Source organism: Nonomuraea sp. NPDC005692 (genome assembly GCF_040631115.1).
Classification (GTDB): Bacteria; Actinomycetota; Actinomycetes; order Streptosporangiales; family Streptosporangiaceae; genus Nonomuraea.
Genome location: NZ_JBEXYU010000001.1, coordinates 634,390 through 649,800 on the forward strand (window position 1 = coordinate 634,390; position 15,411 = coordinate 649,800).

General features: G+C 72.8%; 6 protein-coding genes. 1 reads left to right on the top strand and 5 read right to left on the bottom strand.

Annotated features, from left to right (window positions below; translation table 11 throughout):
* Positions 1-148: 148 nt before the first annotated feature.
* Entirely contained in the window at positions 149-1,018 is an 870-nt protein-coding gene (locus ABZ459_RS03050) for a CAP domain-containing protein (protein ID WP_357965077.1), read from the top strand.
* Positions 1,019-1,054: 36 nt separating this feature from the next.
* Here ABZ459_RS03050 and ABZ459_RS03055 read toward each other — a convergent pair whose 3' ends face one another.
* The 5 genes from ABZ459_RS03055 to ABZ459_RS03075 all read right to left on the bottom strand — a co-directional run bounded on the left by ABZ459_RS03055 (position 1,055) and on the right by ABZ459_RS03075 (position 15,410).
* Positions 1,055-3,301, bottom strand: coding sequence for a hypothetical protein (locus ABZ459_RS03055; protein WP_357965080.1), 2,247 nt, complete (start codon positions 3,299-3,301; stop codon positions 1,055-1,057).
* Positions 3,302-3,316: 15 nt separating this feature from the next.
* A complete protein-coding gene (locus tag ABZ459_RS03060) occupies positions 3,317-13,111 on the bottom strand; it encodes a calcium-binding protein (protein WP_357965082.1) in 9,795 nt (3,264 codons plus the stop codon).
* A 125-nt stretch (positions 13,112-13,236) separates the two neighbouring features.
* Positions 13,237-13,767: a G/U mismatch-specific DNA glycosylase gene (gene mug, locus ABZ459_RS03065; RefSeq protein ID WP_357965085.1), complete on the bottom strand. Its 531-nt coding sequence runs from the start codon at positions 13,765-13,767 to the stop codon at positions 13,237-13,239.
* Between the two features lie 31 nt (positions 13,768-13,798).
* The gene (locus ABZ459_RS03070; protein ID WP_357965087.1) at positions 13,799-15,199 is read right to left on the bottom strand and encodes a sugar porter family MFS transporter; all 1,401 of its coding nucleotides are present in this window, start codon (positions 15,197-15,199) and stop codon (positions 13,799-13,801) included.
* 85 nt (positions 15,200-15,284) lie between these two features.
* The gene (locus ABZ459_RS03075) at positions 15,285-15,410 is read right to left on the bottom strand and encodes a hypothetical protein (RefSeq protein WP_352326762.1); all 126 of its coding nucleotides are present in this window, start codon (positions 15,408-15,410) and stop codon (positions 15,285-15,287) included.
* Between the last annotated feature and the right edge of the window lies 1 nt (position 15,411).

Genomic DNA, 15,411 nt, shown 5'->3' on the forward strand with positions numbered 1-15,411 from the left:
GTCCGGGTGGAACGGGCCAGGACGCATCTCATGACACTTTGGTTTACCCGGGCCTCAGGGGAAATTTCGCAAATTTCGTGACACGGGGGTTGCGGTCCTACCAGAATGCGGTGCGATCCAGCGTCCATCGCAACTGGAGGAAGCCCCCATGCGCAGACCCCTAGGGGTACTCGCCGGCCTGGTGAGCTTGGCTGCACTCGGTACGCCGATGACCCCGGCGAACGCCGGCACGGCGGCCGCGGCCGGCAGCGAGGCCGCCGGCCGCTGCCGGGTCACCGTGGCCACGCCTCGCATCAACGACACCGCCCAGATCGTCTCCTCCGCCGCCCGTCAGGGCTGCCGCACGGACGCGCTGCTGCGTGTCCGGCTCAAGCGCGCCGTCCCGGGAACCGACCCCGTCGTCAAGAGCGGCGCCACCCGGTCCGGCAGCGTCGCGCTCACCCTCCCCTGCGCGCCCGGCGTCTACTACGCGGTCGCCACCGACCACCGGGGCCGCGGCGCGACGTCCAGGGCGGTCAGGCTGACCTGTGCCCCGGGCCCGGCCCCGACGCCCACGGCGACCCCCAAGCCCAGCTCGACGGCCACCCCGGCCCCCGGGCCATCCGCGACCGCCCCCGCCGGCACGGTGGGCACCGCCGAGGAGAACGAGGTCCTGCGCCTGGTCAACGCCGAGCGCGCCAAGGGCGGTTGCCGGCCGCTCAAGCACGACGCCCAGCTGCGCGCCGCGGCGTACGGCCACTCCGCCGACATGGCCGCCAAGGGCTACTTCGACCACACCTCGAAGGACGGCCGCAGCTTCATGGACCGCATCAGGGCGGCCGGCTTCACCGGCGGGACCGCCTTCGCCGAGAACATCGCCAAGGGCCAGGCCACCCCGGCCGCCGTGATGAACTCCTGGATGAACAGCTCGGGCCACCGGGCCAACATCATGAACTGCCGGTACACGGTGATCGGTGTGGGCGCGGCCAGGAACGGCCAGGGCCCGATCCACTGGACGCAGGACTTCGCGGCCAGGTAGTCCCCGGTGGGTGCCCCGCGCGGGGCACCCAGTGGGTCAGACGCGGGTCAGCAGGACGTTTCCGTCGCCGGCCTTCCTGACCACGATGACCGCGTACAGCCCGGTCACCTTCGGGTCGCTGATGGTGAGGCGTTCCATCTTGTTCGGGCCGCCGCTCGCGGACTTGCGGGCGGCGGAACGCGGCAGGCCCCACGCGGCGGAGTCGGGAGCCATCACGAAGAGGTCGAGGTCCTGCCCGTTGCGCGGCACGACCGTGAGCGTGGCGGGCACGCCCTTCTCGATCCACGTCGTCCGCACCTCGACCAGCCGACCGGCCGCGATCGGGAACTCCTGCGGCGTCCCGGCCTCCAGGTTGCCGGCGGCCGCCTCGGTGACCTCCATCGCGAACTCCTCGTAGTCGGTGTCGGAGGTGACCGAGTTGACGAACCAGTTGCGGGTGGCCGAGCTGGGCTGAACCGCGACGAAGTCGGTGCTGGTGGAGGTCCAGTCGGCGCTCCTGACGGCGACGCCGCCGCCGTTGGGCGTCGTGGCGAGGTCGACGTCCGCGCCGTCCGGGCCGGTGACGGCGGCGACCACGTGCCACTTGTCCGGGGTGGTCACGAAGGCCGTCTGGAGCGGGACGTTGGCGGGCCACCGCACCGGATGCCGGTCGGCCAGGTTCTCGACGTGGCTCGTGCTGATGGCGTTCTGGAACGTCGCGCCCTGCGTGAGGTCGTAGTGCTGGGCGGCGAACGTGCTCAGGAAGTGGTCGAGGTCCTGGGCGAACCCCTTCTTGAACTCGGCCACGACGCCCTCGGGCCCGATGCCGCCGATGTCCCAGTACTTCTCGTCGCGCGTCCCGGTGTCGGCCAGGTCGAGGAGCACGCCGGCGACGCGGCCCTCGGTCTTGCCCGCCTCCACGCCGGTCGGCCAGCCCTGGCTGAACCAGCGCGGGCTCTCCAGGTCGATCGCGGAACTGGTCCACCGGTAATGCGTGTCGCCGTAGGTCTGGACGGCGATCCAGTCGGCCCAGCCCTCCTTCCACGCGCAGATCGGGTCGGCCGTCGGGGTCCACACGATGTGCTCCCCGCACGCGACGCCTGCCGACGGCATCCTGCCGTAGGTGTAGTCCATGATGAAGTGCCCCAGCTCGTGGGGGACGGTCATCGGCTGCAGGGGCTCCGACGCGTCCAGGTTCATCTGGAACCGGCCCAGGCATTCCTTGCCGTTGCCGCCCGAGCAGTAGTACGACGTGTTCAGGACCTTGTCCGGCCGCCAGATCAGCGTCACGGACTGGCAGTTCGCCTCGCCCGGCTTCCAGCAGTCGTCGGCCGGCTCGTTCAGCCAGCCGGTGTACGCCTTCCAGGTGTCGTAGGCGGCCGCGTGGAGCCGGAACGCCCCCTCCATCCGGTCGCCGGGCGGGCTCTGGTAGTCGATGACCGTGGCCGACGTCCCGGCGGGGACGTCGGGCGTGGTCGGGCCCGCGCCGGTGTAGATGTCGGCGCTCTGCTCCGAGGAGCCCACGCTCCAGTACGAGCTGACCGGGCTGACCTCGATGTTGACGTCCTGGCCGGTGCCGTCCTCCTCGGTGCCGGGGAAGCACACCTTGTAGGCGCCGTTCGCGTCGGTCTCGGCCCAGCCGAGCGTCAGCCGGCCGCCGGCGTCGGTGTCGAACGCGTCCACCTCCGCCATCGGCACGCCCACGACGGACCCGTCCGTCCTGGCGTACGTGACGCGTCCCTGCACGCACGTGTCGGCGGCCGACGACGTCACGGCCTTCCGCCGCTCCGGACGGTGCCCGCGGCTGTCGTTCGGCATCCCGAACGTCGACGACCGCGCGCCGAGGGTGAGGTAGGCGAGCCCGTCGGAGCTCGGGCCCGGCCGCCCGTCGCGGGCCTCCACGCGGATGGAGGCGGGGCCGGGCCTGACCGCCGTGACCACCGCTTCGTACCTGATGGGCTTGCCCGCGCGGGCGCGGCGGGTCTCGGTGGCCCGATCCACCGGGCTGAGGCCGATCATCGCGGCGGTACGGGCGAGCCCGGCGGGCGGGGTCGCCCACCGGAGCGTGTCGGGCAGGTCGATGGTCGTGGTCGCGTCGGGGATGTCCTGCTTCGGGGTCACCTCGACCGTGAGCTTCGCGCTCTGCCCCACGGCGGGGGCGCGGTCGAGCGAGACGTCGACGGTGAAGCAGTCCCCCGGGACGCAGGAGGGCTGTCCGGGTGCGGCGGCGTGGGCCGGGGCCGTGGTGAGCCCCACGGCCGCCAGCACCCCCGCCAGGATGGTCGCCATCAGTCGGCGTGACATCGGCATGTCTCCTGATCAGCCCGCGCAGGCCACGGGCGAGTCGAAGTGGCCAGGTGAGGTGGGATAGGGCGAACCGCTGTCGCCCGAGACCGGGACGGCCACCTCCCGCGAACCCGACGGGTCGCCCGCGCTCCGTCCGGCGCCCGCGCCCCAGGCCACCTTGGCCAGGAAGTCGAGCATCGCCGGGGAGTGCTGGCGGACGATGTTGTGTCCGCCGTTGGCCGGGCCGCAGTGGGTGTAGAGGTTGAAGTTGCCGTTCCAGTCGATCATCTTGTCGCCGGGGTTGGGCCCGTTGGCCGTGCGGTCGCCCTGCAGGACGTCGCGGTCCGCGCCGCCGTACTGCCAGTCCACGCCCTGGTGGTGCTGGTCGTCGGCGGTGGCGGCGTTGTCCTTGTCGGTCATCCGGAACCACGCGCACGGGTCCACCACCGTGGTCAGCTCGCCTTCCGGCATCTTGCCGGGGGCGCACGAGCCGGGGTAGGAGCCGCGCGGGTTGTAGTCGAGCAGGTCCGCGCCGGCCCCGCCGAAGACGTGGTCGACGAAGCGGTCGCCGGTGCCGCGGGCGGCCGGGTCGAACGTGCCGCCCGACAGGCAGTCCGCGGTGGCCGCGTCCAGGGCCGGGTCGCAGCCCTTGCCGCCCCACAGCAGGTCGTCGCCGTCGCCGCCGAACACTTCGTCGCCGCCGCTGTCGCCGTTGACCAGGTCGTCGCCGGCGCCGCCGTGCATGCTGTCGCGTCCGGGGCCGCCGCGCATGCGGTCGGCGCCGCCCTTGGCGAAACCGTCGTGCGGCAGGGCGCCGGCCGTCCAGGTGTCGCCGTCGGTGTCGTGCAGCAGGTCGGTGCGGCGGTCGTAGGTGCCGGGCTGGAAGCCCTTGTAGGTCTCCTTCGGCGGGGCGTTGAGGCTGACGGTGAAGCCGAGCCGCTGGGCGTCGGAGGCGTCGATGCGCTCGTTCAGCACGCCGCCGCGGTCGCCGAGCATGGCGTCCTCGCCCGCGCCGCCCGACAGGTCGTCGTCGCCCAGCTCGCCGAACAGGTCGTCGTCGCCCTGGCCGCCTTGCAGGGTGTCGTCGCCGTCCTGGCCCCACAGCGCGTCGTCGCCGTCGTCGCCGTACAGGTGGTCGGCGCCGTAGGAGCCGGCCGGCTCGCAGGTGGCCTGGGCCTGGGTGCAGAACCTGGTCGAGTCGCCCGGCAGGGCCGGGTCGTGGCTGCGTACGCGGGTGGCGTCCGCGGGCGCCTGGCCCGCCGGGTAGCGCTCGGTGTAGACCTTCTCGGCGTTGCCCGTCACGGTGCGGACGAGCGAGCCGTTGTCGCCGAGCAGCGCGTCGGCGCCGCCGTTGCCCTCGATCGCGTCGGCCTTGTCGGCGGCGGCCTGCTTGGCCGAGCCGCCGATCAGGTCGTCCTGACCGGGGGTGTCGTCGCCCTCCAGGTCGGCCTGGCCACTGGCGTCGCCTCTCCAGCCGGGGTCGGTGAGCGGTTGCGTGGTGGTGCGGGTGGACTCGGCCGTCAGCGGCAGGTCGCCGCGGATCTGGTCCGCGCCGTCACCGCCCTCGGCGTAGTCGCCCTGGCCGCCGCCGGACATCTGGTCATCACCACCCTGCCCCCACAGCACGTCCACCCCGGCACCACCGGACACCCGATCCGCCCCGGCCCCACCGCCGGCCCCGTCCTTCGCCCCCCTGCCCGAGCCGTCGTCCGAGCCCTTGTCCGAGCCGTCGTCCGGGGCTTCGCCCGCACTGCCGCCCGAGCCCTCGCCCGAACCGCCGCTCGTCCCCTTGCCCGAGCCCTCGTTCGAACCCTTGCCTGAACCATCGCCGTCGTTCGAACCCTTGCCTGGGCTGTCGTCCGAGCGGTCGTCCGTGCCCTTGCGTGAGCTGTCGCCTGAGGCGTCGGTCAGGAGGGTGACCGCGCGTGGGGTCATCGGCGTGCCCGCCGAGCCGATGCGGACCGTGGCCCTGGCCGGAGTGCCCGTCAGCGTCACCACGGCGTTGTCGCCGGCCACGACGTCGTCGCCGGGGCCGCCGTAGAGCGCGTCGGCGGCGTCGTCGGTCGCGGTGTGGGTGCCGCCGACCAGGTCGTCGTCGCCCTGGTCGCCTTCGACCCAGTCCACGCCCGCGCCGCCCTCGGCGTAGTCGTCGCCCTCCTGGCCGCGCAGCCGGTCGGGGCCGCCCTGGCCGAAGATCGCGTCGTTGCCCGCGCCGCCGTCGGCCACGTCCGGGCCGAAGCCGCCCGCGAGCAGCTTCACCTGGTGCGAGGCCGCCTGACCCGGCCGCGCGGCGACCGAGGTCGCCGGGTCGGCCGCGCCCGCGCCGGACGCCGACTCACCGGCCTGCGGCGCCGTGCCGGACGGCGTAGCCGAAGGGCTCCCCGCCGCAGACGGGCTCGCAGTCGCAGACGCGCTGCCGGTCGGTGACGGGCCTCCCGTCGCCGACGGCTCTCCTGTCGCCGACGGGCTGGCCGACGGACCCCCCGATGGGGTGGCCGACGGAGTGACCGACGGGCTGCCCGATGAGGTGGTCAGGGTGGCGTTGTCGGCGGCGATCACGTCCGGGCCGTCGCCGCCCAGCAGCGTGTCACCACCGTCCGGGTACGCGCCGGAAGCGCCGCCCACGAGCTCGTCCTCCCCCGCCTCGCCGTACACCTTGTCGCCGCCGACGCCGCCCTCCAGGTGGTCGTCGCCCGCGTCGCCGTGCACCTCGTCGGCGCCGATCCCGCCATGACCCCGGTCGGCGCCCTCGCCGCCGTGGATCACGTCCGGGCCGCCGGCCTCCTCCGGGGTGCCGTCGAGGTCGAACGGGCCGTCGGCGTCGCCGTTGTCGCCGATCAGCTTGTCCGCCCCGGCGTCGCCGTACAGGAAGTCGCCCTTGTCGTCCTTGCCCGCCGTACGGGTGCCGCCGATGACCAGGTCGTCACCGTCGCCGCCGAACGCGCGGTCCTGCCCGGACTCGCCCACGACGGTGTCGTTGTGGGCGCCGCCGTACAGGGTGTCGTCGCCGGAGCCGCCGGTCACCTCGTCGGCGCCGTCGTCGCCGAGCGCCGTGTCGTCACCGGAGCCGCCCGAGACCCGGTCGTCGCCCGAGCCACCGGCCAGACGGTCGTCGCCGCGTTCGCCGCAGACCACGTCCTGGCCGCCGCCGGCCTCGACCCGGTCGGCGCCGCCGCCGGCCGACACGGTCTCCTTGCCCGCGCCGCCGATGATCAGGTCGCGGCCGTCGGCGTCGCCGTCGTGCTCCTCGCACGGCTCGTCCCGCCGGCGGTCGCCGAAGACGGTCGCGCCTCCGTCGCCGCCGACGATGTGGTCGTTCCCGTCGCCGCCGGACAGCTCCTTGGCCGAGGGCTGGACGCCCGCCGGCAGCGGCAGACGGCGTACCTGCCTGGCCGGGCCGAAGTCGTCGCGGCCCTGGGCCTCGCCGACGTCGGACGGTTCGGCGATCACCCAGTCGTCGCCGGGGCCGCCGGAGATGTCGTCCTTGCCGTGGCCGCCCGCGAGCACGTCGTCCCCGCCACCGCCGATGATCTTCACGACCTCGCCGGGGGCCGAGTGACCGGCGACCAGGTCGACGGCCTGACCGCCGTACACCTTGTCGGCGCCCGCGCCGGTGTCGACGTAGTTCGGCCCGGCGTCGGCGGGTCCCGCCTCGTCGCGGCCGATCTCCTCGCGCGGCCCGGTGTAGATCTCGTCGGCCGCCGAGCCACCGGTCAGGGTGTCGGCGCCGGGGCCGCCGACCAGCAGGCTCGGCTGCGCGCGGAACCGCGGCGAGGGGTCGGTGGCGGCCAGCGGGCTGTCGGAGGCGACGGCGATGGTGTCGTTCCCGCCGTTGCCGTACAGCCGGTTGCGGCCGAGACCGGCCGCGATGCGGTCGCCGCCGTCGGCCGGGCCGTCGTCCGGCGTGCCGGGCAGGTCGTCGCCGGTCCAGTCGGCCACCTCGACGTCGCCGACCTTGCGGGTGGCGGGGGTCAGGCGGCCGTCACCGGCCACCCAGCCGCCCGCGCCGCCCATGGTGACGTAGTCGTCGCCGGGGCCGCCGGCCACGATCGCGGCGGGCCCGTCGTACTGGTCGCCGCTGGTGATCTGGTCGTCGCCCTTGCCGCCGTCGATCACGTTGCGACCGGCGCCGGCCAGGATCAGGTCGTCGCCGTCGCCGCCGAACGCCACCACCGTCCGGTCGAACGGGTGAGCTCCGGCGGTGTCGTCGCCGTACCCCTGGAAGACCAGCCGCAGCGCGCCCTTCGCGCCCCGGCCGTCGGCCAGCACCCGGTTCAGGCCGGACGCGCGGTGCTCCTCGCGCACGCCCAGCGCGCTGACCACGAAGCCCTCGTCGCCGGGGAGCTGGCTGACCGTCCACTGCTCGGCGTCGTCGCCCGGCTTGGCGGTGCTGCCGCCCCTGGCCTTGCGCATGCCGCCGACGTGCAGCACCAGGGCGTCGCCCGCCTCGGTCGCGAGTTTCGGCGGGTCCTCGTCGCACTTGGGCCTGACCGAGAAGTCGAGGAGCTTGGCCTCGACGATGGTCCAGTCGAACCGCTTCTTGAAGATCGAGATGCCCACCTCGACCCAGGCCTTCAGGTAGACCTTCAGCTCTCCGTCCAGGGAGAACAGGCACAGCGGGTTGCGCAGCAGGACGTCGGCGAACTCGAAGAACCTGAACTTGCCGTCGTTGGTGGGATCGAGCCAGTTCATGGCGACGGTGAGGAAGATGCCGCCGCTCACGCCCGCCTTGACCAGCACCACGTCGACCGCCGCGCCCGCCTCCAGCCGCCCGGTCAGGGAGATCGCCGGCAGCGGTCTGCCCTGGTCGTCGGTGGTCTTCAGGTAGAGGCTGTCGAGGACCTGGAGGTCGACCTTGCCCTGCTCGATCGCCTTGCGGATGCCGTACGTGTCGAAGCCCGCCCTGATCTGGGCCTCGACCCCGGCGGTGCCGGAGATGACGACCATGATCGGCGGCGGCGACCAGACGGGGCCGAAGGACTGGCTGTAGGAGAAGCCGAGGCGCAGCGGCCCGGAGTCGAACGCGACCAGCTCCACGTCCTTGCCCATCAGCAGGCTGAAGATCGACCGACCGGCGTTCTGCAGCACGGGGAAGCTGAAGCCCGCCTTCGCGGAGTGCTCCATCGGCCCCTGCGCGTCGGCGACGGCGGCCTTGCCCTTCCCGCACGACCTGGCGCCCTGGTCGAGCGCGGCGAACAGGTCGTCCGTGGCGGGCGCCACGTCCTTGATCAGCGAGTCCGCGACGTCGGGCGAGTTCTCGGTGTTCAGCGCGCGGTCACCGGCCACGGTGAAGCTGCCGATCGGGATGTGCAGCTCTCCCTGGCAGTCGGGCAGCGACGTGACCAGCCTGCCGACCTCGATCATCCGCTCGATGAACTTGGTCGTGCCGCCGCCGGCGACCGTGTTGTACTTCTTGGCGATCGTCATCAGGTTCACCTCGCCGCCGCCCGCGGCCTTGCTCAGGTCCGACAGCACGGGGATGGGCGCGTAGAGCTGGTCGATCACCGGTTTGACCGGGTCTGTGACCTTCTTGACCTGGGTCACCACCGGGCCGAGGACGCTCCGGAAGAAGTCGCCGGCCTCCAGGTTCACGTTGTTGAAGGCGATGTTCAGGTTCGCCGGGTCGGGCGAGCCGCCCTTGGTGAGGTCCCAGTCCAGGTCGAAGTCGCCGTACAGGCCGGGGAACATGGCCGAGCCGGCCGTCACCTCGAAGCGCCAGTCCACGGCGACCTTGGCGTTCAGTGACGTCTCCACCAGGTTGCCGGCGTCGGCGAGCTGGTCCAGGCCGATCCGGCCGACCGGCTTGAACCCGATGGTGAAGGCGCCCGCGAACAGGTCGGGGGCGTTCTGCTCGCGGTTCTTGAGCGTGACGTCGAGGATCGCCAGCCTGGCCTTGATCTCGTCGGGCAGCGAGACGTTCACGCCGACGGTCGCCCGCGGCCGGTTGGCCTCACCGGCGTCGACGTAGAAGCCGCTGGTCCGGTCCAGGCCCACCATGACCTCGGCGTGCCAGCCGAGCTCGGCCCGTACGCCCTTGCCCGCGCCCTGCTTCAGCGCGAGGCCCGGGACGCCGACGTCGAGCGGCCGCTCCACGCCCAGGCAGTCCTTGACGCAGCCCTGTTCGGGATCGACGTCGCCCTTGCCGACGCTGACCTTGAACGCGATGCCGGTCAGCTCGGTGCCCTTGGCCGCGTCGCAGGCCTCGGGCTTGGCCGGGTCGGGGACGGGCGCCTGCACGCAGGTGATCACCGGCTGCACGCCGGGGCCGACCTTGGGCGCGAGCTCGTCGTTGTACCACTTGCGCAGGTCGCCGCCGGTGGGCACCTTGCCGCCGTTCGGCAGCTTGGCCAGGGCGGCCTTGATCTCCTGGCGCTTGGCGCCGACGAAGTCGGCCCCCTGCTGGAGGTCGGCGCCGACCATGGGCAGCTTGCCCTTGCCGGAGGCCATGCGCATGCCGGTCTCCAGGGCGGTGAGGTAGCGGTCGATGCCGTCGCCCAGGTTGGTCCAGTCCAGCTCCAGGCCCGGAGGCAGGGTGGAGAAGTCGAAGGAGGGCAGCTCCAGCCGGTTCACGTCGCCGGGCAGCTTCCCGGTCAGGTCGAACATCTCGGCCAGCGGGGCGGACCTGGGCAGCCGCAGCACGAGCGCGTGCTTGCCGTCCGCGGTGAGCGGCGCGCCGTTGAGGTAGGCGGGCAGGACGGCGCACAACGCCAGGTCGGTGTCGTCGCGGTGGGGGTCGCGGTCGCAGGCGACCGGCTCGCTCGTCTCGTTCAGCGCCAGGTCGAGCCCGGAGAAGAACGCGGCGGGGGTCACCGCGTCCTGGGACTCGCCGCCGTAGCGCAGGCTCACGCCGTAACCGAGCCTGGCCTGCAGCGGGTCGTCGCCCTCCTTGCCGATCGCCAGCGGCAGCGGGCCGACGTCGGCCTTGACCGTGCCGTCGAGCTGCGCCTTCGCCTGGAGGTCGAGGCCGGAGTCGGTCTCGATGAGCAGGTCGCGGGCCGGGTCGAAGCCGCGCTTGAGCGCGACGCGCAGGCCGAGGCGCACCTCGCCCTCGACGGCGGCGTCCAGCGTGGCCGAGCCCTTGGCGGCGACCAGGCTGCTGTCGCCGAAGGCGAAGCGCAGCGGCTCCTGCACGGCCGCCTTCTTGTCGTAGGCCAGCGACAGCCGCAGAGCGCCGTCCTCGTAGCCGATGTGCACCTGGCCGCCCAGTGCCTTGTTCAGCTCGGCCACCAGCGCCTGGACGGTGTCCGGCGGCGCGGCGGTCAGGCGGTCGATCGCGTCCCGCAGCGGCGAGCGCAGCGCGTAGGCGGCGCCCGCCTCGGGCACGGCCTGGCCGAACTTCTCGGCGAAGGACAGCGTGTGCTCGCCGCACGCGGTCGCGACGGTCAGCACCCGGGTGCCGACGGCGACGCGGCGGCCGATGTGCGCCTGGGTGAACGTGCGCGAGGGGTCGGTGACGTAGGCGTTCTCGTTGCCGCAGGCGCCGTCGCCGTAGAGGACGCCGGGGCCCGAGCCCATCTCCTCCGAGGCCACCAGGTCGGACAGCGAGCGCCCGAGCAGCGGCAGCTTCGCCGTCATGGCCTCGTTGACCGGCCCGGTGCCCTTGACGCCGTCGAGGTACGTGGCCACCGCGCCCAGGGATTTGATCAGCGTGCCGAAGAGGGCCTGCGGGTTGTCGGGGTCGAAGGCGAAGTCCTTGACCCGGCCGATCTGGTCGAAGCCGCGGAAGGTGACGTTGGCGGGCTCGCCGAGGTCCGGCATCTCCACCTCGCCGGAGACCCTGCCGCCGAAGAAGTCGGCCAGGCCCGGCACGCCGAGCGTGAGCCGCGCCTTGGCCACCGCGTCCACCTGGGAGGTCAGGACGTCGCCCGGCTTGCTCGCCAGCCGCTCGAACAGCCGGGTCAGCGGCACGTCGCCGATGTCCTTGAGCCCGACCTTGACCAGGTCGCCGCCGTTCTTGCTGCCCAAGGTGAGGTCACCGGTGATCTGTACGCCCAGGTAACCCGCGACGGCGTTGACGTTGACCGAGGAGAGCACCGACACGCGGGCGCCGAACAGGTCGCGGCCGGTCCGCAACATGATCCGGTCCGCGGCCCTGGGCAGCTCGTTCACCACGGTGGCGCTGCCGTCGGCGTTGACGTGCTTGTACGGGCACGCCTTCTGCTGCCCGTCCGGCCGCTGCGCGCACCCCTGGCCCGTCACCGGGTCGCTCAGGTCGAGCACGACCGTGGCCGAGGCGTGGTAGCCGCGCATGACGCCCGCCACCGCGGCGGTCGCGTTGGCGCGGTCGAGCCCGGCGGCGGCCTTGAAGGTGTCGCCGAAGGCGATCTGCCCGATCATGGGGTCGTTGGCGGAGATCCGGTACGGCGCGCCCGCGGCGGGCACGCCACCGCGCCATCCCTCCTCGACGAGGGTGACGGTGTCGGCGGTGTTGTCGGCCACGATGCCGCTCGACGCTCCCGCGGTGACCGTACGCCCGGCGAACTGCCCCGGCGTCCACTTCTGCCCGGCGTGCCGCAGCGTCCTGGCCGCGTACGTGACGCCCGCGCCCGTCCCGCTGACGGTCTGGCCCGCGGGGTTGAGCGGCTCGGGGGCCTGATTGACGGTCCGGTCCACGACGAGGGTGAAGGCGATCTTCTTGGCGGCGTCGTCGTACCCGGCGTCGGCGACCTTGATGATCGCGCCTCCGGGCAGGCCGCGGGCCTTGCCCAGCGCGGCGAACAGGTCCTGGATCGAGGTGAAGGTGGGCCGGCCGGTGTTGCGGTCCACGCTGGCGGCGGCGAAGGCGTGGATCGCCTCCGACACCTGCACTGCGTCGGCCAGCGAGCCGCGCATGAACGGCAGGTCGAGGTCGCCCTGCCCGTCCCAGCGGGCGCGCTGGGCGGCGGTGACGGCGTTGGCCAGGTGGGTCAGCCCGTCGAGCAGGTCCTTGGGCGTGAGCGTCTGGAAGCGGCCGAGCCGGTCCAGGTCGGCCTGGGTCACGCTGACGGCGGGCCCGCCGGTGGCGAGGTCGGGCCAGCTCGCGTCGATGGTCGCGGCGGCCCCCTCGACCTGGGCGCCGGCGAACGGCTGCGCGGTGACCTGCAGCCTGGCGGCCGCCGAGCCCTTGCGGGTGAAGGTGAACAGGCTCTCCGAGCCCAGTTCCGAGGTGTCCAGCCTGCCGTTGCCGTCCGGGTCGGCGGCGGTGGCGGCGAACTCGGCGTCGACGGAGAGCGTCGAGGCGGCCGACAGGTCGACGCCGAGGATGCCGAAGGCGGCGGTGGGCCTGGCCCCGGTGGCGAGCCTGCCTTCGGCCCGCACGGTCATGGTGGCGTCCTTGGCCAGCCAGGCGGACTTCGTGGCCGGGTCGTAGGCGAAGGGCAGCTTGGCGGTGAGCTTCAGCGTGACGTCCACGCCGCCCGAGGTGGTCACCGAGACCTTGGGCTGGGTGCTGCTGACGGAGATCGGGCGGCCGGCCGCCGTCCTGGTGACCTCCAGGGTCAGGTCGAGCCGCCTGGTCCCGCCCTGCGTGCTCGCCTTGGCCAGCAGCTTTCCGGCGCGGGGGCCGGACAGCTCGTACTCGTCCTGGAGGTCGTCCAGGGTGGTGAGGTCCTTGAGCTTGTCGTGGACGGCCACCTGGAACAGGTCGGCCAGGCCCAGGGCGTCCTCGCCGCCGGGCACCAGGCCGACGAACGGCAGCTGCTCGCCCATCGGGCCGAGCGTGGCCAGCCCGCCGCCCGCGGTCGTGAACCGTTCCACCGCGGACAGCAGCGCCGCGGTCTCGGCGTCCGGTGTCGCGGACGCGACGGCCGGTGGCGGCACGGCCGCGACCAGACCCACTAACAACGCCAATGCGCAGACAACGCGCGACAATCGCCGGCTTGCCACCAGACCCCCCAGTGCGAAGACACAACGAACCGGGTACGTATCTAGCGATCAAGGCTTGTGCGTGACTTGGATCCGGCTACAAGCGCAGGTCAGAAGACATCCGTTCCTGGCGGTGGCGTCCCTCGGGACAGCGAGGCGCGCAGGCGGCCCATCTCCCCGGCGATCGTGGCGACGGTCCAGTGGGCGTTGAGCCCGCTCGGGTTCGGCAGCACCCACACGCGGGCCTCGCCGACCCGCTCGGGCTGGGGACCGATGACCGCCTTGGGCCGCGCGAAGGCCGTCCGGTACGCCGAGATGCCGAGCACCGCCAGCACCTCCGGCCCCAGCTCCGACACCTTCTCCGCCAGCTGCCGGCCGCCCGCCACCAGCTCGTCCCTGGTCAGCTCCGCCGCCTTGGCGCTGGCCCGGGGGACGATGTTCGTGATGCCCAGCCCGTACGAGGGGAGCAGGTGCTGCTCGGCCGGGGCCAGCAGGCGCGGCGTGAAGCCGGACAGGTGGAGCGCGGGCCAGAACCGGTTGCCCGGCCGGGCGAAGTGGTGGCCGGTGGCCTCCGACATCAGGCCGGGGTTGATGCCGCAGAAGAGCACGTTCAGGCCGGGACCGAGCACGTCGACAAGCACGTGCCGGAGGTTAGCCCACTCCGCGGCGTGGTCAGCCCATGTCTTCCAGCTTGCGGCCCTTGGTCTCCTTGACCCATTTGGTGACGAAGAGGAAGGACAGCGCGGCGAACAGGGCGTACATGGCGTAGGTGAGCGGCAGGTTCCACTCCGACAGCGCCGGGAACGAGACCGTGATCAGCCAGTTGGCGATCCACTGCGCGGCGGCGGCGACGCCGAGCGCGGCGGCGCGGATGCGGTTGGGGAACATCTCGCCGAGCAGCACCCAGACCACCACGCCCCACGACAGGGCGAAGAACAGCACGAACACGTTGGCCGCGACGAGCGCGATCGGCCCCTGCGGGCTCGGCAGCGAGACCACGCCGCCGACCTCCCGCGACGCGCTGAACGCCCAGGCCGCGGTGCCCAGCGCGATCGCCATGCCGGCCGAGCCGACGAGCAGCAGCGGCTTGCGGCCGATCCGGTCGACCAGCGCGATCGCGATGAACGTGCCGATGATGTTGATGATCGAGCTGGAGAAGCTGATCAGCAGCGAGTTGCTCTGGTTGATGCCCACCGACTGCCACAACACCGACGAGTAGTAGAAGATCACGTTGATGCCGACCAGCTGTTGGAAGGCCGACAGGACGATGCCGACCCAGACGATCGGCAGCAGGCCGAGCGCGCTCCCGCGCAGGTCCTTCAGCCCCGGCACGCGCTCGGTCCGCAGCACGTGCTGGATCTCGGCGATCCGGGCGTCGAGGTCCACGTCGTCGCCCTCGACCTCGGCCAGCACCTCGCGGGCCTTGCGCGACCGTCCCGACATGATCAGGTAGCGCGGCGACTCGGGGATGGTCGAGGCGAACAGCAGGTAGAGCAGGGCCGGGACGGCGCAGGCCCCCAGCATCCACTGCCACGCCTGCAGCCCCCACAGGTGGTTGTTGACGTCGCCGCCGGCGAGCTCGGCGATCAGGTAGTTGACGAGCTGCGAGACGGCGATGCCGAGCACGATGGCGAGCTGCTGGAACGAGCCCAGCCGCCCCCGGTAGGCGGGCGGCGCGACCTCGGCGATGTAGGCCGGCCCGAGCACCGAGGCCATGCCGATCGCGAAGCCCGCGATGACCCGCCACAACCCCAGGTCCCAGATGGCGAACGGCAACATCTGCCCGATCGAGCTGACCGTGAACAGGCCCGCGGCCACCTGCATCGACCGGGTACGCCCCCACCGGTCGGCCAGCCCGCCGCCGATCCAGGCCCCGAGCGCGGACCCGAGCAGCGCGATGGCCACGACGAAGCCGATCTGGACCGCTCCCACGTCGAAGTGCCGCTGGATGCCGGTGACCGCGCCGTTGATGACCGAGCTGTCGTATCCGAACAGGAACCCGCCGATGGCCGCCGCCGCGGTGATGAAGACGACGTGGCCCAGATGCTCGTGATGGGTGTACCGAGTTGCCATACAGGTCCCTTCCCCGTGATCGGGGACCTACCCGGAGATCACCTGTGTAGCGCGGCGCTTACCCAACCTTGCCACAAACCGGACGTCAGGCCCGGGTCAGCCAGAAGACCGCGATCACGACGACCGCCACCACCACCGCCACGGCGTACCTCAGCAGCGCGCGCCCGAGAGCGCGCCGGACGTAGCCGGGACGGTGGCGGTCGGCGGTCATC

Coding starts and splice junctions, on each gene's coding strand:
- ABZ459_RS03055 (WP_357965080.1), bottom strand. CDS start 3,301: ATGTCACGCCGACTGATGGCGACCATCCTGGCGGGGGTGCTGGCGGCC.
- ABZ459_RS03070 (WP_357965087.1), bottom strand. CDS start 15,199: ATGGCAACTCGGTACACCCATCACGAGCATCTGGGCCACGTCGTCTTC.
- ABZ459_RS03050 (WP_357965077.1), top strand. CDS start 149: ATGCGCAGACCCCTAGGGGTACTCGCCGGCCTGGTGAGCTTGGCTGCA.
- ABZ459_RS03075 (WP_352326762.1), bottom strand. CDS start 15,410: ATGACCGCCGACCGCCACCGTCCCGGCTACGTCCGGCGCGCTCTCGGG.